This is a genomic window from Bradyrhizobium sp. LTSP857, from assembly GCF_000938285.1.
Taxonomy (GTDB): Bacteria; Pseudomonadota; Alphaproteobacteria; order Rhizobiales; family Xanthobacteraceae; genus Bradyrhizobium.
Genome location: NZ_JYMS01000014.1, coordinates 35602 through 56132 on the forward strand (window position 1 = coordinate 35602; position 20531 = coordinate 56132).

General features: G+C 63.8%; 18 protein-coding genes. 13 read left to right on the forward strand and 5 right to left on the reverse strand.

Features of this window, described 5'->3' with window-relative positions; all coding sequences use genetic code 11:
- Positions 1–109 precede the first annotated feature (109 nt).
- From UP06_RS07245 to UP06_RS07260, 4 genes are all read left to right on the forward strand, one after another.
- Positions 110–1900, forward strand: a complete 1791-nt coding sequence (locus tag UP06_RS07245) for a sensor histidine kinase (protein WP_045001705.1) — start codon at positions 110–112, stop codon at positions 1898–1900.
- On the forward strand, positions 1897–2421 hold the full coding sequence (locus UP06_RS07250; protein ID WP_045001706.1) for an HPr kinase/phosphorylase: 525 nt from the start codon (positions 1897–1899) through the stop codon (positions 2419–2421). Before UP06_RS07245 ends, UP06_RS07250 begins: the two co-directional genes overlap by 4 nt.
- A gap of 134 nt (positions 2422–2555) precedes the next feature.
- A complete protein-coding gene (locus tag UP06_RS07255) occupies positions 2556–2957 on the forward strand; it encodes a PTS sugar transporter subunit IIA (RefSeq protein WP_024339151.1) in 402 nt (133 codons plus the stop codon).
- Positions 2954–3271, forward strand: a complete 318-nt coding sequence (locus UP06_RS07260; protein ID WP_045001707.1) for an HPr family phosphocarrier protein — start codon at positions 2954–2956, stop codon at positions 3269–3271. Before UP06_RS07255 ends, UP06_RS07260 begins: the two co-directional genes overlap by 4 nt.
- Positions 3272–3274: 3 nt before the next feature.
- Here UP06_RS07260 and UP06_RS07265 read toward each other — a convergent pair whose 3' ends face one another.
- Positions 3275–4900 carry a glycosyltransferase family 39 protein gene (locus UP06_RS07265; protein WP_045001709.1) on the reverse strand — a complete coding sequence of 542 codons (1626 nt, stop codon included), beginning with the start codon at positions 4898–4900 and terminating at the stop codon, positions 3275–3277.
- Positions 4901–5014: 114 nt separating this feature from the next.
- On the opposite strand from UP06_RS07265, the gene lepA reads away from it, so the two are divergent.
- Positions 5015–6826 carry a translation elongation factor 4 gene (gene lepA / locus UP06_RS07270; protein ID WP_045001711.1) on the forward strand — a complete coding sequence of 604 codons (1812 nt, stop codon included), beginning with the start codon at positions 5015–5017 and terminating at the stop codon, positions 6824–6826.
- Between the two features lie 197 nt (positions 6827–7023).
- A complete protein-coding gene (locus tag UP06_RS07275; protein WP_045001712.1) occupies positions 7024–7317 on the forward strand; it encodes a hypothetical protein in 294 nt (97 codons plus the stop codon).
- Between the two features lie 449 nt (positions 7318–7766).
- Here UP06_RS07275 and UP06_RS07280 read toward each other — a convergent pair whose 3' ends face one another.
- The gene (locus UP06_RS07280; RefSeq protein ID WP_045001714.1) at positions 7767–8456 is read right to left on the reverse strand and encodes an aspartate/glutamate racemase family protein; all 690 of its coding nucleotides are present in this window, start codon (positions 8454–8456) and stop codon (positions 7767–7769) included.
- A gap of 410 nt (positions 8457–8866) precedes the next feature.
- On the opposite strand from UP06_RS07280, the gene UP06_RS07285 reads away from it, so the two are divergent.
- Positions 8867–9076 (forward strand): hypothetical protein, encoded by a 210-nt coding sequence (locus tag UP06_RS07285; protein ID WP_045001716.1) that lies wholly within the window; start codon positions 8867–8869, stop codon positions 9074–9076.
- Positions 9077–9206: 130 nt separating this feature from the next.
- Positions 9207–9452, forward strand: coding sequence for a hypothetical protein (locus UP06_RS07290; protein ID WP_050031578.1), 246 nt, complete (start codon positions 9207–9209; stop codon positions 9450–9452).
- 18 nt (positions 9453–9470) lie between these two features.
- Here UP06_RS07290 and UP06_RS07295 read toward each other — a convergent pair whose 3' ends face one another.
- Entirely contained in the window at positions 9471–11111 is a 1641-nt protein-coding gene (locus tag UP06_RS07295) for an amidase family protein (protein WP_045001718.1), read from the reverse strand.
- A gap of 305 nt (positions 11112–11416) precedes the next feature.
- Between UP06_RS07295 and UP06_RS07300 the strand changes: the two genes are divergently transcribed.
- The 3 genes from UP06_RS07300 (at position 11417) to UP06_RS07310 (ending at position 15120) form a co-directional block, all read left to right on the forward strand.
- Positions 11417–12577 (forward strand): acyl-CoA dehydrogenase family protein, encoded by a 1161-nt coding sequence (locus UP06_RS07300; RefSeq protein ID WP_045001720.1) that lies wholly within the window; start codon positions 11417–11419, stop codon positions 12575–12577.
- A 264-nt stretch (positions 12578–12841) separates the two neighbouring features.
- Positions 12842–14080: an acyltransferase family protein gene (locus UP06_RS07305; protein WP_045001721.1), complete on the forward strand. Its 1239-nt coding sequence runs from the start codon at positions 12842–12844 to the stop codon at positions 14078–14080.
- An 86-nt stretch (positions 14081–14166) separates the two neighbouring features.
- Positions 14167–15120, forward strand: coding sequence for an alpha/beta hydrolase (locus UP06_RS07310; protein WP_045001722.1), 954 nt, complete (start codon positions 14167–14169; stop codon positions 15118–15120).
- Positions 15121–15266: 146 nt separating this feature from the next.
- Here the strand turns inward: UP06_RS07310 and UP06_RS39210 are convergent, their stop codons facing one another.
- Entirely contained in the window at positions 15267–15989 is a 723-nt protein-coding gene (locus UP06_RS39210; protein ID WP_050031579.1) for an RDD family protein, read from the reverse strand.
- Between the two features lie 79 nt (positions 15990–16068).
- On the reverse strand, positions 16069–18075 hold the full coding sequence (locus UP06_RS07320) for a putative bifunctional diguanylate cyclase/phosphodiesterase (RefSeq protein WP_245305431.1): 2007 nt from the start codon (positions 18073–18075) through the stop codon (positions 16069–16071).
- Between the two features lie 623 nt (positions 18076–18698).
- Here UP06_RS07320 and mepA point away from each other — a divergent pair.
- The gene (mepA, locus tag UP06_RS07325; RefSeq protein ID WP_045001797.1) at positions 18699–19643 is read left to right on the forward strand and encodes a penicillin-insensitive murein endopeptidase; all 945 of its coding nucleotides are present in this window, start codon (positions 18699–18701) and stop codon (positions 19641–19643) included.
- A 314-nt stretch (positions 19644–19957) separates the two neighbouring features.
- Positions 19958–20461 (forward strand): hypothetical protein, encoded by a 504-nt coding sequence (locus UP06_RS07330; RefSeq protein ID WP_045001723.1) that lies wholly within the window; start codon positions 19958–19960, stop codon positions 20459–20461.
- Positions 20462–20531: the final 70 nt, after the last annotated feature.

Sequence of the window (20531 nt, forward strand, 5' to 3'; positions counted from 1 at the left end):
GCGCCTTCACAAAAGACGAGAGCTGGGCCGGTTCTGATTCCATCAGGGCCGGGATGGCTCTAGGATGCGGGGACCCATCGCACGAGCTGTCCTAACGCGGGCGTGAGCATTGCTGGACCGAACGCAGCCTGAGTCGAGTTCGAACGCCGAGGACAGCGCTTCCCACGGCGCCTCGGACTATGACGACAAACCGGTCGCGCAGGGCTGGCGGCCGCTGAACTGGATCAAGCGCGCCGGGCAGTTCTTCTTCGCGCTGTCGTTCTCGAGCCTGACCCGCCGCATCGTCTCGCTCAACCTCGCGGGCCTGGTCGCGCTGGTCGCGAGCATCCTTTATCTGTCGCAGTTCCGCGCCGGCCTGATCGACGCGCGGGCACAGAGCCTCCTGGTGCAGGCCGAAATCATCGCGGGCGCTATCGGAGCGTCGGCGACGGTTCAGACCAATGCGATTACCGTCGACCCTGAGCGGCTGCTCGACCTGAAACTGGGCGAGAGCTATGGCGGACCGGACGATTCGCTGGATTTTCCGATCAATCCTGAGCGCGTGGCGCCGGTGTTGCGCACGCTGATCTCACCAACCAAGACCCGCGCGCGGATTTTCGATCCCAACGGCTCGGTGTTGCTCGACAGCCGTGACCTCGACAACGTGCGGACCTTGCCGCTGCCGCCGCCGTCGGAAAAGCCCGGCCTGGTCGAACGCGGGACGGTGGCGGTACGCCTCTGGATCAACCGCGGCGACCTGCCGCTGTATCGTGAGCTCGGGCGCGAGAACGGCAACGGCTATGTGGAAGTCGCCGATGCACTCGAGGGCCAGAAGCGCTCGATGGTGCGAGTCAATGCGCGCGGCGAGGTGATCGTCTCGGTCGCCGTCCCCGTGCTGCGCTCGCGCGCCATCCACGGCGCGCTGATGCTGTCCACCCAAGGCGACGACATCGACCAGATGGTCACCGCCGAACGCCTGGCGATCCTCAAGGTCGGCGGTGTCGCCGCCACCGTCATGATCATGCTGTCGCTGCTGCTCGCCAGCACGATCGCAGGCCCGGTGCGCCGGCTCGCAGACAGCGCCGAGCGGGTCCGTCGCCGCATCAAGAGCCGCGTCGAGATTCCCGACTTCACCCGCCGCCGTGACGAGATCGGCCATCTCTCCGGCGCGCTGCGCGACATGACCAATGCGCTCTACAAGCGGATCGAGGCGATCGAGATGTTCGCCGCCGACGTCGCCCATGAACTGAAGAACCCGCTGACCTCGCTGCGCTCCGCGGTCGAGACGCTGCCGCTGGCGCGCAACGAGAACAGCCGCGCCCGCCTGCTCGAGGTGATCGAGCATGACGTCAAGCGGCTCGACCGGCTGATCTCGGACATTTCCGACGCGAGCCGACTCGATGCCGAACTCCAGCGGCAGGATGCCAGTCCGGTCGATCTCAGGCGCCTGCTGGGCACACTGGTTGGGGTCGCCAATGAAACAAAACTCGGCCACGACGTCGCGGTCGAGGCGCGCTTCGAGGGCCGCAGTCCGACCGACACGCTTTCCGTGACCGGCCACGATTCACGGCTCGGGCAAGTGGTCTCGAATCTGCTCGCCAACGCGCAATCCTTCTCCGAGCCCGGCAGCAAGGTGCGTCTCACCTGCCGGCGTGTGCGCGGCGAGATCGAGATCGTGGTCGACGATGACGGCCCCGGCATCCGCGACGACGCGCTGGAGCGCATCTTCGAGCGCTTCTACACCGACCGTCCGCATCAGGGTTTTGGCCAGAACTCCGGGCTCGGGCTCTCGATCTCCAAGCAGATCGTCGACGCCCATGGCGGACGCATCTGGGCGGAGAACCGCGCAGGCCCTGCGGACGCCGACGGCGCGGCGACGGTTGCCGGCGCGCGCTTCGTGGTGAGGCTGCCGGCGCTATGAGCGACGGCGGCCCCAGCATTCACGCCTCCGCGGTCAAGGTCGGGAATCTGGCGGTGCTAATCCGCGGGCCCTCGGGCTCCGGCAAGTCGCGGCTTGCCTTCGATTTAATCATGGCGGGACGCGCCGGCGTGGTCGAAAGGGCCGTTCTGGTCGGCGATGACCGTGTCCATCTGGCGACAGTCGGCGATGAAATTGAGGTTGGTCCCGCCCAGCCATTGGCCGGCCTGATCGAGATCCGGGGCCTGGGAATTCGCCGCTGCGACTTCGTGGAGCGTGCGACCGTCGGCCTCGTGGTCGATCTGGACGCCGCGGACGCCGAGCGCCTGCCTGCGGCGGAATCGCTGAAAATATGCATTTTAGGTGTCGAAATACCGCGAATCCCGATCGAGCGCGGTTATTTGCCCCTCCCACTGGTTGTCGCGGCCTTGACCACTACCAAGAGTTCATCTTCCGTTAACCCTTCAGGCGATTGTTTGAAGGGAAATGGTAACCATATGAACCCCACTATCGCGACCGAATAGACCGGCGCAGCTCCCCTCATCCATCCGTCTAGATTCAGGGAGATACGCAACATCCCCTCTTGCGCGGGGGCTCTGGATGGTCAAAGTGGCGCGTTCGTGCGGTGCACCAAAAGCGCCCGCGAGGAGTTTTTCCGATGATTGGTCTAGTACTTGTGACCCACGGGCGCCTTGCCGACGAATTCAAGGCAGCGCTTGAACATGTCATGGGCCCACAAAAGCAAATCGAAGCGATCACGATCGGCGCCGAAGATGATTCCGATCTCTGTCGAAGCGACATCATCGAAGCGGTTAACCGCGTCGATTCCGGCGATGGCGTTGCGATCCTCACCGACATGTTCGGCGGCACGCCGTCGAACCTTGCAATATCCTGCATGAGCCGGCCGAAGGTCGAAGTGCTCGCGGGCATCAACCTTCCCATGCTGGTGAAGCTTGCCAAGGTGCGTGAAGAACGTTCGCTGCCGGACGCGATCGCAATGGCCCAGGAAGCGGGCCGCAAATACGTCACCATTGCCAGCCGCGTGCTCGCCGGCAAATGAGCGACGACGCGCCCCAAGCCGGGACGGGCGTGCCCGCGGGCGCGATCTCTAAAGACCTCCTGATCATCAACAAGCGCGGCCTGCACGCCCGCGCCTCCGCAAAATTCGTCCAGGCGGTCGAGCGCTTCAACGCGCAAGTGTGGGTGACGCGCGGCGGCGAGACCGTCGGCGGCACCTCGATCATGGGCCTGATGATGCTGGCCGCGGGACCGGGCACGACGATCACGGTGGCCGCTGCCGGTGCCGATGCGGAAGCTGCGCTTGCGGCGATCACGGAGCTCGTTGAAAGCAAGTTCAACGAAGAAGGGACCTGAGGGTCACTTCTCCGGCGGGGCGATGTAGACGTTCCAGGTCATCGACGGTCCGGCCTTGCCGTGGGTAAAGCGGCGCGTCGTCATCACGATGCGCTCGGCGTTCGGCGCGGTCTCCGAGACCCATTTCTCGAACGCGGGCAAGCGGCCGTCGGCCGGATCGAACACACCGATGAAGCCGTATTTCTTCACGTCATCGAGTGACGTCAGCCCGGAGTTCCAGGCTTCGTTCGGCGTGAATGCGGCCGGATGATCGGGGCTGTAGAACACCATCGGCTGTATCGATTCCATGGTGCCGGCGACGACGGCCCAACGCGAAGCGAAACGCGCGTGCCAGGCTTGCGTGAGCTCGCGCGCGAGCTCCGAGCGCGCGCCATAGGTCGCCGTATTGTCGGAATTGACCGCCATCTCGCGCGCGGCGATCCAGGGCGAGGCAATGAGCGTTGCGATGCTGAGCACGAGCCAGATCGCAACGATATTGAACAGCGCCGCACCCTGCACCCGCAGCGCAGGGATCGCGACCAGCGCCAAGGGCACCAGGAAGAACAGCGAGATGCCCCAATCGGTCTTCATGTAGATGCTGAAGACCAGCGCGCCGAGCGGCGGCCCGGCTGCGACGATGATCTGGATGATCCAGATATTCAGCGCCTGCGAGAGGTTGACGCCGGAATTGGCGCCGCGCGCCCAAGCCCGCGTGACGATGCGCAACGGCGCGCGCGAGAGCAGCGTCAGCCACGACGGCACCAGCGCCATCGCGAGGCTTGCGAGCGCCACCGGCAATGCCAGCAGCGCGACATTGTGCAGGACATAGCCGAACACGAGCTGATGCACGAGGCCGGCATCCTCGATGCTATAGGTATCGCCGGCATAGGTCAGCGGCACGAAATGGGCGTCCGCGAGCCAGATGATATGCGGGATCATCGCCACGGCCATCGTCGCGATCGCGACCCATGGCGCGGGCGACAACAGGAATCTGATCCGGTCGGGATGGATCAGCGCGGCGAGCCCGATGGCGCCGATCATGGTCAGCACCCAGTATTTGGTCATCAGCGCCAGCGCACCGGCGAGTCCAAGCCAAATTCCGGACTGCCAGCTCCGCTTCTCGAAGGCGTTGAGATAAGCGAGCACGAGCAGCGGCAGCGTGACGAGCTGCAACAGGTCCGGGTTGTACTTGAAGCCCTTGAAATTGAAGATCGGGTAGAGCGCGACCATCACCACGACCAGGAACGCGCGGCGCGGATCGACCACGCGCAACGCGAGGAGCCAGCAGATCACCATGCCGACGCTGACGGTGGCCATCGCGAGCGCATAGGTCGCCCAGTCCGTCGCCGGGAACGCCGTGAACCAGACACCGGCGATCCAGCCCGACAACGGCGGGTGCTTGCCATAGCCGAGCAGGAACTTCTGGCCCCAGCCCCAGGCCTCTGCGACGTCCATGTGAACGTCCTGCGCTGCCTTGAGATTGATCAGGATGAAGGTCCAGATCACCGCATGCAGGATGGCGAACTGGATCACCAGCCAAAGGCGGGCTGAGGGGTGGATCGCGCAGGCAACCAGCCAGGCCCGGAAGCGGCCAAAGCTCACCCGGGTCTTTGCACGGGCTCGGGCGGATGGGATCGAAGTGGTCGACATGGGCCGTTGCGTAGCGCGTTTTGGGCCAGTGTGGAATCAGCTTGGCGTGAACAAAGCCCCTGAAAATACAGCAATATGGTTGCCGCACGGGGATGTGAGTGGTATCCCGCGCCCATGACGACCGTCCCCATTTCCAACATCCGCAATTTCTCCATCGTCGCCCATATCGACCATGGCAAATCGACGCTGGCCGACCGCCTGATCCAGATGACCGGCGGCCTCACCGACCGCGAAATGGCGGGCAAGGAGCAGGTGCTCGATTCCATGGACATCGAGCGCGAGCGCGGCATCACCATCAAGGCGCAGACGGTCCGCCTCGCCTACCGCGCCAAGGACGGCAAGGATTACATCTTCAACCTGATGGACACGCCCGGCCATGTCGACTTCGCCTACGAAGTCTCGCGGTCGCTGGCGGCCTGCGAGGGTTCCCTACTGGTGGTCGACGCCAGCCAGGGCGTGGAAGCGCAGACGCTCGCCAACGTCTACCACGCGCTCGACGCGGGTCATGAGATCGTTCCGGTCCTCAACAAGGTCGACCTGCCCGCCGCCGAACCCGAGAAGATAAGGCAGCAGATCGAGGACGTGATCGGCATCGACGCATCAGACGCGGTGATGATCTCCGCCAAGACCGGCCTCGGCGTTCCCGATGTGCTGGAGGCGATCGTCACGCGCCTGCCGCCGCCGAAGGGCGATCGCGAAGCCACATTGAAAGCGCTGCTGGTCGACAGCTGGTACGACGTCTATCTCGGCGTGGTCGTGCTGATCCGCGTCGTCGACGGCGTCATGAAGAAGAACAGCCGCATCCGCATGATGGGCACGGGCGCGGCCTATGACATCGAGCGCGTCGGCTTCTTCACGCCGAAGATGACGCAGGTCGACGAGCTCGGCCCCGGCGAGATCGGCTTCATCACCGCCGCAATCAAGGAAGTCGCCGACACCCGCGTCGGCGACACCATCACCGACGACAGAAAGCCGGTCACGGAGATGCTGCCGGGCTTCAAGCCGGCCATCCCGGTGGTGTTCTGCGGCCTGTTCCCCGCGGACGCCGATGATTTCGAGACCTTGCGCGCGGCGATGGGCAAGCTGCGCCTCAACGATGCCAGCTTCTCCTACGAGATGGAGACGTCGGCCGCACTCGGCTTCGGCTTCCGCTGCGGCTTCCTCGGTCTGCTGCATCTGGAGATCATCCAGGAGCGTCTGTCGCGCGAGTTCGATCTCAATCTGATCGCGACCGCGCCAAGCGTCATCTACAAGATGAGGCTGACCGACGGGCAGGAAATCTCCATTCACAATCCCGTCGACATGCCGGACGTGGTCAAGATCGCCGAGATCCAGGAACCCTGGATCGAGGCCACGATCCTCACGCCGGACGAATATCTCGGCAGCGTCTTGAAGCTTTGCCAGGACCGCCGCGGCTCGCAGAAGGAGCTGACCTATGTCGGCTCGCGCGCGATGGTGAAATACGACCTGCCGCTCAACGAAGTCGTGTTCGATTTCTACGACCGCCTGAAGTCGGTCTCCAAGGGCTACGCCTCGTTCGACTATCATCTCACCGACTACAAGCCGGCCGATCTCGTCAAGATGCAGATCCTGGTCAACAACGAACCGGTCGATGCGCTCTCGATGCTGGTGCATCGGACCCGCGCGGAGGGGCGCGGCCGCGCCATGGTCGAGAAGATGAAGGAGCTGATCCCGCCGCACATGTTCCAGATCCCGATCCAGGCGGCGATCGGCGGCAAGGTGATCGCCCGCGAGACCGTGCGCGCGCTGCGCAAGGACGTCACCGCAAAGTGCTATGGCGGCGACATCACGCGTAAACGAAAACTTCTGGAGAAGCAGAAGGAAGGCAAGAAGAAGATGCGGCAGTTCGGCAAGGTCGATATCCCGCAGGAAGCTTTTATTGCCGCGCTGAAGGTCGATAGCTGAGGCGCGTTGCTGCCTGGCGCCGGCTTCACTCCGGCCGCGCCAGCCTCGCCTCAAACAAAAACGCGAAAACAACCCCATGCACAGTAGCCGGCGGCTTGTCGGCATTGCATTTTTTCGATTTTACGAAGTCCGTTTGACCCGTCGGGCAAAACAGGGGCATGATGGCAGGATCGCAGCGTGTGTGACCGGCAGCGGTGATGTCCCATCAAACCAACCCCGTAACGTTTGTGCTCATTGCCCGGATACCTACCGAGGGTGTCGACAGCTTTCGCGCCTACGAAGAGGCCGTCTTGCCGCTGTTGCCTGAGTTCAACGGATGTCTGGAGCGACGGCTTCGAAATCCGGATGGCACCATCGAGATGCACGTCGTCAGCTTCGCATCCGATGCGGACTTTCAAAACTATCGGAGCGATCCTCGGCGGGCGGCGCAAGCCCGGCTGTTGGAAAAATCGGCGGCGAAGCTGGAATTGCTTCCGATGACGGACGTCTAAAAGCGAAGAGTTTTGGTTGAATCGATGCAAGCCGAGGACGCGGTCCACCTCTCCCGCTTGCGGGCAGGGCTATCGCATATGAAGAAAAACGTGGCGGGCAGCTTGCCTGCGGCCCATCCTTCGAGACGCCCGCCTATGGCGGGCCCTCAGGATGAGGTCGCGTTTTGCGGCGAGATATTAAACCCTCATGGTGAGGAGCCCGCCAAAGCGGGCGTCTCGAACCATGCAGGCCGAGCTCATCCGGCAGCCTTCCGCTGTGCGATCGCCCTGCGCTTGCGGGGGAGGTCGGCGCGAAGCGCCGGATGGGGGCTCTCTCCACATCGGGAGTGTCCATTACGGAAGCACCCCCACCCCAGCCCTCTCCCGCAAGCGGGAGAGGGAGCATACCTACTTCGCGGCCTACACTCCGACCAAACCCTGCCCCGCTTTGGCCTCCAGCGAGACCACCATCATCCGATCGCAAAATCGGCCGCTGTCTCGGCGTGAATCGCCGTCGTATCGAACGTCTCGACTGTCGTATCGCCCCCACCGACCAGCATCGTGATCTCGGTGCAGCCGAGGATGATGCACTCCGCGCTGGCGGCGACGAGCGCGGCCATCACGTCCTGGTAGCGACGGCGCGAGGGAGCGGCGACGATGCCAAGGCACAGTTCATCGTAGATGATGCGGTTCACGTCAGCCCGTGCGTCAGTGGGAGGAACCAGCACGTCGAGATCATGCGCGCGCAGCCGGTCGATGTAGAAGTCTTCCTCCATCGTGAACCTGGTGCCGAGCAGCCCAACCCGCCGATACCCCTTGGCCCGAATCCGCTGCGCCGTTGCGTCGCCGATGTGAATGAAGGGAATGGTCACCTTCGACACGATGTCGGGCGCCAGCTTGTGCATCGTGTTCGTGCACAGCACGATCGCACGCGCGCCGGCGCTTTCGAGGCGCTGCGCGACCTCCGCCAGGCTGGCTGCCGCCTCTTCCCAGCGGCCGGCGTACTGCATGTCCTTGATCTCCTGGAAGTCGTAGGAATACAGCAGCAGCGGAGCCGAATGCAGCTTGCCCATGCGATCGCGGACGCGCTCGTTGATGAGCTTGTAGTAGAGCGCGGTGCTCTCCCAGCTCATGCCTCCGATCAGGCCGATGGTTTGCATCTAGACGTCTCCGAAAAGTGGCTCGATCGGATCGTAGACGAAGACGTTGAAGCTCGCCATCACGATGCGCGACGAACGGAGGGACGTCAGCTGGAGTTGGCCGAGTGCTTCTGACCAGAATCTCGAAAACAACCCCTCTCAACCCGTCATCCCGAGGTGTGAAGCTTGCGATGCGAAGCATTGCAAGCTGAGCCTCGAAGGATGAGCGGCCCGGATACAGCCGGGCCGTCGCCCTTCGAGGCTCGCCGAAGAGGCGAGCACCTCAGGGTGACGGTGAGGGACGGCACGAAATTCGCCGAACTTCACCTGCGTCCTCCGCTCCGATTGAACCCGATCAGGCGTCGACGACACTATCCCCTGCGTCCTGAACGGCCCCGCCCATCCTTGGGCGATACAGGGGAGCATCTCGCATGCGGAAGCGAAACTGGCGATTGATTGCGGTCGGCACGGTGCTGCTGGTGCTTGCAATCCTGTTCTTCCTGTCCATGCAGGACATGACGCTGTGGTCCAATGATCCTGTCGCCCTGATGCGAACCGTCGGAGAAGTCTCCGGTGCCGTCGGCGGCATCAGCCTCGTCATGATCATCTTCGGCCTGATCGGCCGGAAAGCGCCGGCCTGACCAAGCGTCATTCCGTAAGACCGGGCCACAGCGGGATCACGCCTACGCGACGAGGGGGAATAGCAGGCCGTCGCTGCAAATCCAGATGTCGGAACCGCGCATGTGTCGCGGGATTCATTTGGAGATACCTATGATCACCTCAAAGATGCTGGTTGTGGTCGCGATCGTATCGGCGATGGGCGCAGCTTCGGCTCAGCCTTTCCACCCCTCGCTTCCTGGAAAGGAAACGACCACGCGGCCCTGGACGGCGCCGGTCGGTCACCGCCAGCCGCACGCGTCCGACGTGCCGGCAACAACCTTGGGATCGCAGGATTTCCTTGATCAGGAGGATGCCAATATCGACCGCAAGATCTCCGGCATTTGTCGGGGTTGCTGATCGGGCCAGCACCCGATTCTAGAGCGCGACCAAGCCTGGCGGCGGCTTGCGCATCTGGGACGCCTGCTCGAACGCGTAAGCCAGACGCAGCAGCCTGTGCTCGCTCCAGGCGGATCCAGCAAAAGTGATGCCGAGCGGATAGTCGGGCGTGTCCTTGTCGTCGGCTCCCGAGACGAATCCGCCTGGCACCATGACGCTGGGATAGCCCGCCTTGGCGGCGATCGCGGCGCCCATGCTGCCGGGGAACAGCACGGCGTCGAGCTTGTGCTGGTTGATGTAGGCGTCCATGCCGCGCGTCTTCGCCGCGAGCAGGTCCATGGCGCGCGCCGATTTGTACTCGCGCTCGCTGAGATCGCCCCTGGTGGCGTTGGCCGCGAGGAACAGATCCTGGCCGAAACGCAGCGCCTTCTCCGCGTGCGCCTCGTTGAAGGCGACGATGTCGGCGATGGTCTTGATCTCCGTGTTGGTCGCCCAATCCTTCAAATAGAGATTGAGATCGTGCTTCAGCTCGTAAAGGAAGACGACCGACTGCATCATCGGATTGCCCTTGTTGCGGCTCAGCGGATTGCGGTTGAACACGGCCATGGTCGTGCCCGGTCCGGCCATCCAGCCGGCCGTCGGCATGCTGGCGCGCACGACGACGGCGCCCAGATCCTCCATCACCTTGATCGCCTCGGTCATCACCTCGGTCCATTTGGGTGCCAGCTTGCCGTAATAGGGATCGTTCAGCGGGTCGGCGGGGTCGCTCGGCACGCCGATGCGCGCGCCCTTCATCGCGTCGGAGGCGAGGCCCGCGGTGTAATCGGCCGGCCGCCGCTGCCGCAGCGTCACGGGATCGCGCGGATCCTTGGCGGCCAGCACGTTGAGAAGCAGCGCCGCGTCGCGCACATTGCGCGTCATCGGCCCCGCGGTGTCCTGGCTATGCGCGATCGGCACGATGCCGGCGCGGCTGATCAATCCGACCGTCGGCTTGACGGTGACGAGACCATTCTGGCTGGCGGGAAACAGCAGCGAGCCCGAGGTCTCGGTGCCGATCGAGGCCGCGCACAGACCGGCGGCGACGGCGACCGCCGATCCCGAGCTCGAGCCGCCCGGGGACACGACCGGAATGCCGCGATCGTCCATCAGCGCCGGCGCATAGGGGTTTTTCACCTGGCCGCCCAGCGATGAATAGCCCGAGGGCATGTCCATCGCGAGGATGTTGGCGAACTCCGTCAGGTTCGCCTTGCCCAGGATCACCGCGCCGGCGTTACGCAGCAGCTTGACCACCGTGGCGTCGCGTTTGGCGCGTGCGCCCTCCAGCGCCAGCGAACCCGCCGTGGTCTGCTGCTTGTCAGACGTCGCGATGTTGTCCTTGATCAAGATCGGGACGCCGGCCAACGGCCGCTTGACCGGCGGCCTGGTGTCGTCGAGCTTGCCTGCGATCGTGAGCGCGTCGGGATTGAGCGCGCGGACCGAATTGAGCATGGGACCATCGCGGTCATAGGCCTCGATGCGCGCAAGATAGACTCTGGTCAGCGCTGTAGCGGTGACGCGCCCGGCGGCCAGGGCATCGATGATATCGCTCATCGGCGCGTGCGCGAGCGTCGGCATGGGCGCCGGCTCGGCGCTGGCGGCAACCGTGGCGGGGCGATCAGCGCGGCGAGTCGGCTTCTTCATGGTATTCCTCTTGAGCGGCCCCGAATATGCTACGGACGGTAACATTAAGTCTGGTTGTGCGACAAGCTTGCAAGCCTATGGCGTAGTGAATGCGTAGCCTGGATGGAGCGAAGCGCAATCCGGGTTCGTCGCCGCAGTTTCCGAAGGCCCCGGATTTCGCTTCGCTCCATCCGGGCTACGAGAGATCCCGAGATTTCAGATCGTGATCAACTGAGCACCGGGATGCGATCTTGATCGCCCCCGCCAAATAGACCACCATCGCGTCACTTACCGCTCACACCAAGAATGGGCGAGGAAACGCTGACATGAATGCAACTCCCGGGGTTGATCTGGTCGAGCGGGCACGGGCCATCGCGCCGCTGATTGCGGGCGAGGCTGATCAGATCGAGCGGACGCGGCGGCTGACGCCGGCGGTCGTGGGCGCGCTGATCGAGAACGGGCTCTATCGCGCGTTGCTGCCGCAGAGCCTCGGCGGCGCCGAGGCTGCGCCGGAAGCCTTCATGCAGATGCTGGAGGAGATCGCGAAGGCAGATGCCTCCACCGCCTGGTGTCTCGGCCAAAACAGCGTCTGCGCGATGATCGCAGCCTCCCTCGACCGCGACACCGCGCACGAGATCTTCAACACGGCGCCCGGCATCCTCGCCTGGGGCGCGGTCGCGCATGAGGCACGCGCGGTCGAGGGCGGCTATCGCGCCACGGCACGCTGGGATTTCGCCTCGGGCTCGCGGCAGGCGAGCTGGCTGGGGGCGCATGTCCGCATCATCGGCACTGACGGCACGCCGCGCAAAAACGCCGACGGCTCACCGGAGATGCGTACCATCCTGTTCCCGCTTGCGAGCGCTGTGATGCACGACGTGTGGCAGGCGATCGGGCTTGCCGGAACCGGCACCGATTCCTACGAGGTGCACGACCTCTTCATCCCCGATCGCTTTGCAGCGTTCCGCGACGTGCCCGCGGCGTTGCGCGAGCCGGGTCCGCTCTACAGGCTTCCGACCGGATCGACGTACAGTCTTGGCTTCGCCGCGGTCTCGCTCGGCGTTGCGCGCGCCACGCTCGATGCGGGAATCGCGCTGGCTCGCGCAAAACATCAGTCGCTTGCCGCCAGCGCCATGCGCGACAACCAGGCGGTACATGGGTTGATCGGCCGCACCGAGGGGGATTTGCGCGCCGCGCGCGCCTATCTCTACGCGACGGCGAACGCGATGTGGCGCGACCTCTCCGCGACCGGCAAGTTCAGCCCGGCGCATCGCAGCGCGGTTCGCCTCGCCGCGACCTGGACCATCCAGCAGTCGGCAAAAGTGGTCGACACCGCCTATCACATGGCCGGCGCGACCGCGGTGTTTCGCAGCAACCCGTTCGAACGGCGGTTCCGCGACATGCACGCGATCACCCAGCAGATCCAGGCTCGCGACACGCATTATGAGGATGTCGGGAAGGGGATCCTATCGGGCGGCACGTCCGGCTGAGGCCGGGCTGCGAACGGTCCTCGTGAGCGAGATATTCGTCATGGCCGTCGCCCTGTTTGGCTGAAGCGGCCCCGCGTCGCCTCATGAAGAGTGGTCTTGGCGTAAGGGCAACCCACATTGACACCGTGAGGAAAATCACACTGCGCGAAGATACGACGATCCGGGCATTTGAAGCATGGCGGAGAAGTGTGACCTACCTCAAAGAGCGCGGTGAAGGGATCCAATATCTGCAACGGGAGCGTCTCATACATTTGAAGCACTCCCATGAAGAACCATTTTCCCCTGCTGGATCCGCTGCGCTTCGCGACTGCCCTCGGCGTCGCCATTTTCCACCAGATGTTCTGGTCCTGGGCCTGGGTCTCGATTGGCGTCCCAGGTTTCGAGCGCACCGTCGCCGCCGATGTTCTATACCCGTCCGCCGCGCCCTTCACATGGTTCGGCTGGGTGGGTGTTGAAATCTTCTTCGTTATTTCCGGTTTCGTCATCGCGAATTCCGCGAGCAAGTCTTCGCCGACTGAGTTTCTTCTTGGCCGCGCGCTGAGGCTCTATCCCGCGGTCTGGGTTTGCGCCACCGCGACCCTCCTCGTTCTGGTTCTGTTTGGCAGTGGGTCAGTATCGCAATTCATTGTCCCCTACATCCACGCCATGACGCTCGTTCCCAAGGGAGTCATCGGTGACTGGCTTGACGGCGTCTACTGGACGCTGGCGGCCGAGGCGGCGTTTTATGGGCTGGTGTTTTGCGCGATGCTCACGAAGAGGATCACCCTGCGACACGTGGCCTTTGGTCTCACCATCTACAGCGCGGTCTTCAATGCTGTCGCGTTGCTGATTCTGTCGTGCACGACGCCCAACGACTTGCCCTATCTGATTATCCTGATGTTCCGGGTGCCCGCCGCAGCATTCCTGTTGAACCATGGCTGCTTCTTTGCGCTTGGGATCTGGCTGTTCATTTCTGCAAACAGAAAGTTGACGACGCTCGAACAAGTCGCCGTCGCCGTCACGTGCCTCTCCGGCGTCGCGGAAATCTACTATTTTGCCTCCTTCTTCCTGACGAGCATCCCCGCCATCTCGGATCAATCGGCCCTGGTGCCGATCACGGTTTGGGCGGCGGCGGTGGGCCTCATTGCCTATGGCGCGAACAGGAACAGGCGTTCTGCGGGCACCGTGTCTCGTGAAGCGCCGGCTTATTGGAGAACGCTCGGGCTGATCACCTATCCGCTCTATCTCACCCACAACGTCATCGGCACAGAGATCATTCGTGTCCTGGTCGATGCCGGCCTGGATGCCACCGCGGCCGTATTTGTCGAGCTGGGCATGCTTGTCCTGGTCTGCTGGTTTATCAGCGCGAAGATCGAGCCGGCCATCAGAGCTGCGATGACGCAGACCATTGCCTATTTCGGACAGCTCCCGGAAAGACTGCCGGCATCGAGGCGCCCGGCGTTTTCTCGCGGGCTGGGCCTTCGGCTGCCCATCCCGGCAAAGATGACCGCCCCGTTGCGATAGCCGGTATCCTGCTGGACTTGCTTCCTGCACTTGCAGCATACCTCTCGGATGGAAGAGGTTCCGAAGGTCAAGGCAGGACGTATCGGATGAAGGTCGCCAGAGACATGGTGGATCAGGACCTGCGCGTCCGATATGCGGTTGGGCGGATGGTCGCAAGATTCTTTCACACGAGATGGTTCGCTCTGCTCATGTTCGGTTTCACTGGGGCCATCCTGCGGGGAAGAAACATCCGTGGACTTGTATGCCGAGAACAGCATATTCCGAGCAGAAATGACGGGTCACCCATTCGTGTGAGACTCTATCGGCCAACCGCGGCGGTTGGACCCCTGCCGGTGATGTTGTATTTGCACGGCGGCGGTTATATTCACGGGGTGCCCGAGCAATTCGGCTCACTCATCAAGGCCTTCATCGAAACAGAACCCTGCATCATCGTCGCGCCGGACTATAGAAAGGCCGGCGAAGCGCCGTACCCGGCTGCATTCAACGACTGCTACGACACCCTGCTATGGATAAGGGACAATGCGGCCTCCATCGGCGGAAGAACCGACGGATTCATCGTGGCGGGACCTAGCGCGGGCGGAGGGCTTGCGGCGGCCGTCTCGCTCAAGGCTACCGATACCGGCGATGCAAAAATAGCCTTTCAAATGCCGCTCTATCCGATGATTGACGACCGGCAGAACAGCGCCTCTGTCGTTGGAAACGACGCACCGATATGGGATGAAGGAGCCAACAGGCTGGCTTGGTCCCGTTATCTGGATGGCGTGATGAACGTGACGCCCTACGCTGCTGCGGCGCGCTGCACGGACTATTCGAAATTGCCGCCGACGATCACTTACGTCGGCAGTCTGGAGCCATTTCGGGATGAAACGAAAATCTACGTCGAAAACCTTCGCCGGGCCAATATTCCGGTTGAGTTCGAGGTATTCGACGGCGCTTATCACGCTTTTGAGGTCGTGGTACCCGACGCTCCCATCAGCAAGCGGGCAAACCGGTTCCTGACGGAAAACTTCCAGAAGTTTGCTCGGCGGTACTTCCCCTAGGACTATCAACACGGTCTGGACAGTCGCTGCATCAGCTGGGCTCGCGGAGAGTCCCCCTCACCCGGAATTCAAGCTGCGCTTGAATTCCGACCTCTCCCTACGAGGAAGGTGAAAGGACCGCCTTGGCCTGCGCTGGAGGACGCACTCTACGCCTTGCGTGCGCCGAACAGGCGGCCTCGCCAGCCCATGCCGATGACCAGGGCGATCATCAGGAGGAATGCCACGGCGGCGGCGACATCGACGATGCGGTCGCCTCCGGAGCAAATATCGTGATTGAGGCAGGCGCGGGACAGGATGCCACCCCGGAGCAGGGCGGCGAGCACCCCGAAATAGAGCAAGACGCCGAGCGCGAGATAGACCACCGTCACGAGCGTTCGCCGCAGCCGCGAGGGCATCGCCGGGTCGTCCTCGCTCCGCTCCGTGATGAATTGCCCCGGATTGGCTTTGGCCGGATCGCGAATCTGCACGGTCGAGTGGGTCAGGAGATCGTGAATCGCCTGGTTGCGCCGGGTGGCCGCCATGGTCAGGAACGAGTACCAGCCGAGCAGGCTCTTGATGGCGAAGCGGGCGAGCGCCTTTGCAAAGCTCAAATGCCCGCCGCGGTCGTCGACGACGCGTAGATTGGTCCAGGCATGCCCGAGCGTGCCGCCGGTGCGCCAGACCAGTATCGGCTCGTAGAGCAGCAGGATCACGACGACCGACACGCCGAGGGTTCGGGCCAGCGCATCGCTTTGCGCGTTGCTCGCCACCGCTAAGGCGCCGAACAGCAAGACCATCGCGAGCATCCAGTCGAGCAGGATGGCTTTCAGCCGCCGCGAGAAGCGCGCATAGCGCGGCCCGGGCGTCAGGGTTGGGGCGTCAGAGGCCATGGGTGCAGCATCCGTTGATCCGATCCGACTAAGAGACGCCGGCGAGCGGCTCGAGGTTCGATCATATCAGACGGCACGTTCACGCCACCAGCGCAGCGTCCTCGTCCCCATCAATCCCGCGCTGTGCCGCCAGCAGGCTGATGATCTCGACGTTGGGGCGGGCCTTGCTGAACAGAAAGCCCTGGCCTTCGTCGCAGCCTTCGGCGCGGAGGCAGCTCAGCTCGGCTTCGGTCTCGACGCCCTCGGCGGTGATGATGACGCCGAGGCCTTTGCCGAGGCTGACGATGGAGCGGATGATCGCTTGCGATTCGCGGTTGGCGCCCAAATCACGCACGAAGGACTGGTCGATCTTGATCTTGTCGAACGGGAAGCTGCGCAGATAGCTGAGGCTGGAATAGCCGGTGCCGAAATCGTCCATCGAGATGCGCACGCCGAGCGCGCGCAGCGCATGCAGCGTCGCCAGCACCTGCGCGCTCTTCTCCAGCAGCAGCGTCTCGGTGATCTCGAGCTCGAGCCGCCGCGGCGGCAGGCCGGAATGCTTCAGCGCGTCCGTCACCACCGAAAGCAGATTGCCGCTGCGGAACTGGAGCGGCGAGAGGTTGACGGCGACGCGGACGTCGTCGGGCCAGGTCGCGGCGTCGAGACAGGCGCGGCGCAGCATCAGCCCGCCGAGCGGATTGATCAGCCCGGTGTCCTCGGCAACCGGAATGAACTCGGCCGGCGAGACCATGCCGCGCTCGGGATGCGGCCAGCGCACCAGCGCCTCGAAGCCGGTGATGCGCCCGCTCGAGAGATCGACCAGCGGCTGATAATATGGCCGCAGCACGTCGCTCTGGATGGCGTCGCGCAGCTCGACCTCGATCTTGCGGCGGCTCTGCGCTTTGGCGTCGAGCGCGGCCTCGAAGAACGCGAAGGTGCCGCGCGCATCCAGCTTGGCGCGCGACAGCGCCATGTCGGCGCTCTTGAGCAACTTCTCGGAATCATCGCCGTCGCCGGGCGCCATCGCGATGCCGATGGAGGCGCCGATCACCACGGAATGGCCGTCGAGCAGATAGGGATCGGCGATGGCTTCCAGCAGGCGCTTTGCCAGCATCACCGCATCCTCGGGACGCGTCAGCCCGCTCTGCGCGATCGCGAACTCGTCCGAATTGAGGCGCGCCAGCGCGTCGTCCTCGCGGAGCGTCGAACGCAAGCGCTTGGCGACGCCGCGCAAGAGCTTGTCGCCGACAGCATGTCCGAGCGTGTCGTTGACCGCCTTGAAATTGTCGAGCCCCAGCATCAGCACCGCGACCTTCTCGGCGCCGCGACGCGTATGCAGCAGCATCTCGTCCACCTGCTGGCGCAGCAAATTGCGATTCGGCAGGCCGGTCAGCCCGTCATGCTGGGCCATGAAGGCGAGCCGCGCCTCGGCGCGCTTGCGCTCGGTGATGTCCATCAGCGCGAGCAGCACCGCGGGCCGCTCGGCATAGGTCAATTCGCGCGAATAGATCGCAAGATCGATCAGCGCGCCGTCGGCCTTGACGTGCTTCCAGATGCGCGCGGCCTGCTCCTCGCTGGACCGATCGGTGGTCCAGGGCGGCTCGCTGTCGAAGGCCTGCAACGAGCGGATCTTCAGCTTCTCGAACTCGGTGCGGCTATAGCCGTAATGCGCGACCGCGGAATCGTTGACACCGAGGATGCACTCGTCATCCAGCGCACAGACGATCATGGGCACGGGATTGCCGTCGAACAGCAGGCGGAACGAGGCCTCGCGCTGCTTCAATTCGGTGATGTCGACGCGCAGGCCGACGATGCCGCCATCGTCGGTCCGGCGTTCCTCGATCAGGATGACGCGGCCGTCCGACAGCGTCTGCTCGTGGCGCTTGCCGGGCTGGTGGAGCTTCTTCAGCCGCTCGGCGATCCACTCATCCTCGTGGCCGGCGGCCTCCGGATAGTCGCCACGGGCGACGCCGATGCGCAGCGTATCTTCCAGCCGCGCGCCTTCCGCGAACAGATCGGCGGTCTTGCTGTAGATCTCCGAATATTGCTTGTTCCAGAGAACGTAGCGGCCCTCGGGGTCGAGGATCACGATGCCCTGCGGCAGCATGTCGACGGCCTGACGCAGGCGATCATGCGATTTGTGCGCTTCGGTGATGGCCGCTTCGCGTTCGACGGGCGGACGAGGCGCGCGCGCGAAACGCGGCTTGCACAGCCGTTGGCCGGCCCGGGCGAGCGCGGTGTGCTTTCGCTTTTTCGGTTTTCGAGACCCCAAACTCAACTCACATGTCCAGTCGCGCCCAGCGGCTGCAACTCTTGAGGCAAGTGTCTGAAAAAAAAGTAATCTTCGGCAGCCGGGCCACTGGGCCATCGTTGCGCGGAGCGCGTGATGCGGACTTTGTTGCCCGTTTGCGAGGCGGCCTAGCGTCGGCAGGCGCACCAAACCTGTTCCCGCGTCGCAATCGGCTAGCATGCTGGCGCAAAATTGCGCGTTCGCTTGAATCGTTTCCAAAATCGCACGGGATTGCATGCGAGCCGCGGTGATTGCGCACTCCGCGCACGAATTTTGGTCAACACAGGATAGGGTTATCGGGCCGTTAAGAATCGGCCGGCCGACCTGCGACTTTGGGATGATCTAGAGCCATTTCCGTTCCGGTGGAATCGGCACGGGGCTCTAGATGGAAGAAGATCGCGTGCGGCATCGGCGCCGCGATGGGCTATAAGACCATCAGCATGAGTCTCCGCCGCATCGCCCCTCTCCTGCTTGTCATGACGTTCCTGGCCGCCGGCGACGCGCTGGCGCAGGACAAGGGCAGCGTGAATCCAAAGCCGCTGCCGCCGCTTGCCAATCCGAACGATCCCAAGATCGGCGCCAAGGAGCTGTTCGCGCGAAAACTGCTGCCCTCGACGGGGCCGGCGCACGTCATCGGCTCGTATGTGAAGGGCTGCATCGGCGGCGCCGAGCAGATGCCGCTCAACGGCGACAATTGGCAGGTGATGCGGCTGTCGCGCAATCGCAACTGGGGCCACCCCGACATGATCGCGCTGATCAAGCGGCTCGCGGCCAAGGCGCACAAGGATGCGGGCTGGCCCGGCATCCTGGTCGGCGACATCGGCCAGCCGCGCGGCGGGCCAGCATTGTCCGGCCATGCCAGCCATCAGATTGGTTTGGATGCCGACATCTGGCTGACGCCGATGCCGGACCATCGCCTCTCGCGCGAGGAACGCGAGGAGACGTCGGCGGTGATGATGGTGCGCGACGACCGCCTCGACATCGATCCAAAAGTGTTCACGCCCGCCCACGTGCTCGTGCTGCGCGACGCGGCGCAGGAGCCGGCGGTGCAGCGCATCTTCGTCAATCCCGCGATCAAGAAGGCGCTGTGCCGCGAAGCCAAGGGCGACCGCTCCTGGCTGTCAAAGATCCGGCCGTGGTGGGGCCACGACTATCACTTCCACATCCGCATGCGCTGCCCGGCGGGCGCCACCGAATGCCAGGGCCAGCCGTCACAATCTGAGGATGAGGGCTGCAAGGCTTCCGACTTCGCCTACTGGTTCAGCGAGGGCGTGCTGCATCCGAAGCCATCGCCGGAGCCACCGAAGCCGCATCCGCCGATGACGCTGGCGCAGATGCCGGCCGCTTGTAAGGCCGTGCTGCGCGCGGGGGATGCGAAGCCGTAGGCCTCCGCCGTCGTCCCGGCGAAGGCCGGGACCCATACCGCGAGGTCTATCGATTGTGGAAAGTCGATGTACCGAACTCCGAGTCTTCGCCAAACTACTCCTTGTGGTTATGGGTCCCGGCCTTCGCCGGGACGACGAGCGGATAGATCACTTGTCCATGACAACGAACTCGATGGTTGGTTCGCATCACCCAAATGCGCTAGGATCACCTTGCCGCTGTGCCGTAAGCCAGCGGCTCGTCGGGATGCGCATCCCGCTCCTCAACCACCTGACTGCAAGCCGCGTCGTTCGCGTGGCCAACGATGAGATTTGACATGCGCGTCCTTGCCCTCCTCGCCGTGCTTTCACTCAGCGCGACCTCCGCCCTCGCCGCCGAAGAACCCAGCGGTTGCGACAAGTTCAAATGGCCGATCGAACGTGAGCGCGCTGCGCTCACTGCGCCGGATCGTGCCAAGCTGGCATCGGGAGCCGAGCAGGCAGCTCTGCCGTCGTCTGGCATCACGCTGGCGCTGGTCGCGCCTCAGGAGGCGAGACTGCCGTCGCCGCCGGAGCGCGCGCCGAAGGATGGCACCTTTGCCGGCTTCACGAGCATCAAGACCGCGAAAGCAGGTCTCTACACGGTCAGCCTGTCCACCGGGGCGTGGGTCGACGTGGTGCAGGACGGGCATTTCCTCAAGCCCGTCGCCTTCAGCGGCGCGACCGATTGCGACGGCATCCGCAAGACCATGAAATACGAGCTGTCGGCGCAGCCCTTCGTGCTCCAAATCAGCGGCGCCAAGGACAATGCGCTCTCGATCTCGATCCTGCCGGCACAATAGGCTGGGTTGGTTAGACAAACGGTCGCCTTTCACCTCAAGCCCCAGCCTGCTATCTTCGCAGATGCGATAT

Bases quoted from the DNA above. Each gene is read 5' to 3' on its own strand.
- UP06_RS07250 (WP_045001706.1), top strand. From the start codon at position 1,897: ATGAGCGACGGCGGCCCCAGCATTCACGCCTCCGCGGTCAAGGTCGGG.
- UP06_RS07255 (WP_024339151.1), top strand. From the start codon at position 2,556: ATGATTGGTCTAGTACTTGTGACCCACGGGCGCCTTGCCGACGAATTC.
- UP06_RS07260 (WP_045001707.1), top strand. From the start codon at position 2,954: ATGAGCGACGACGCGCCCCAAGCCGGGACGGGCGTGCCCGCGGGCGCG.
- UP06_RS07265 (WP_045001709.1), bottom strand. From the start codon at position 4,900: ATGTCGACCACTTCGATCCCATCCGCCCGAGCCCGTGCAAAGACCCGG.
- lepA (WP_045001711.1), top strand. From the start codon at position 5,015: ATGACGACCGTCCCCATTTCCAACATCCGCAATTTCTCCATCGTCGCC.
- UP06_RS07275 (WP_045001712.1), top strand. From the start codon at position 7,024: ATGTCCCATCAAACCAACCCCGTAACGTTTGTGCTCATTGCCCGGATA.
- UP06_RS07280 (WP_045001714.1), bottom strand. From the start codon at position 8,456: ATGCAAACCATCGGCCTGATCGGAGGCATGAGCTGGGAGAGCACCGCG.
- UP06_RS07285 (WP_045001716.1), top strand. From the start codon at position 8,867: ATGCGGAAGCGAAACTGGCGATTGATTGCGGTCGGCACGGTGCTGCTG.
- UP06_RS07290 (WP_050031578.1), top strand. From the start codon at position 9,207: ATGATCACCTCAAAGATGCTGGTTGTGGTCGCGATCGTATCGGCGATG.
- UP06_RS07295 (WP_045001718.1), bottom strand. From the start codon at position 11,111: ATGAAGAAGCCGACTCGCCGCGCTGATCGCCCCGCCACGGTTGCCGCC.
- UP06_RS07300 (WP_045001720.1), top strand. From the start codon at position 11,417: ATGAATGCAACTCCCGGGGTTGATCTGGTCGAGCGGGCACGGGCCATC.
- UP06_RS07305 (WP_045001721.1), top strand. From the start codon at position 12,842: ATGAAGAACCATTTTCCCCTGCTGGATCCGCTGCGCTTCGCGACTGCC.
- UP06_RS07310 (WP_045001722.1), top strand. From the start codon at position 14,167: ATGAAGGTCGCCAGAGACATGGTGGATCAGGACCTGCGCGTCCGATAT.
- UP06_RS39210 (WP_050031579.1), bottom strand. From the start codon at position 15,989: ATGGCCTCTGACGCCCCAACCCTGACGCCCGGGCCGCGCTATGCGCGC.
- UP06_RS07320 (WP_245305431.1), bottom strand. From the start codon at position 18,075: ATGCTGCCGCAGGGCATCGTGATCCTCGACCCCGAGGGCCGCTACGTT.
- mepA (WP_045001797.1), top strand. From the start codon at position 18,699: ATGAGTCTCCGCCGCATCGCCCCTCTCCTGCTTGTCATGACGTTCCTG.
- UP06_RS07330 (WP_045001723.1), top strand. From the start codon at position 19,958: ATGCGCGTCCTTGCCCTCCTCGCCGTGCTTTCACTCAGCGCGACCTCC.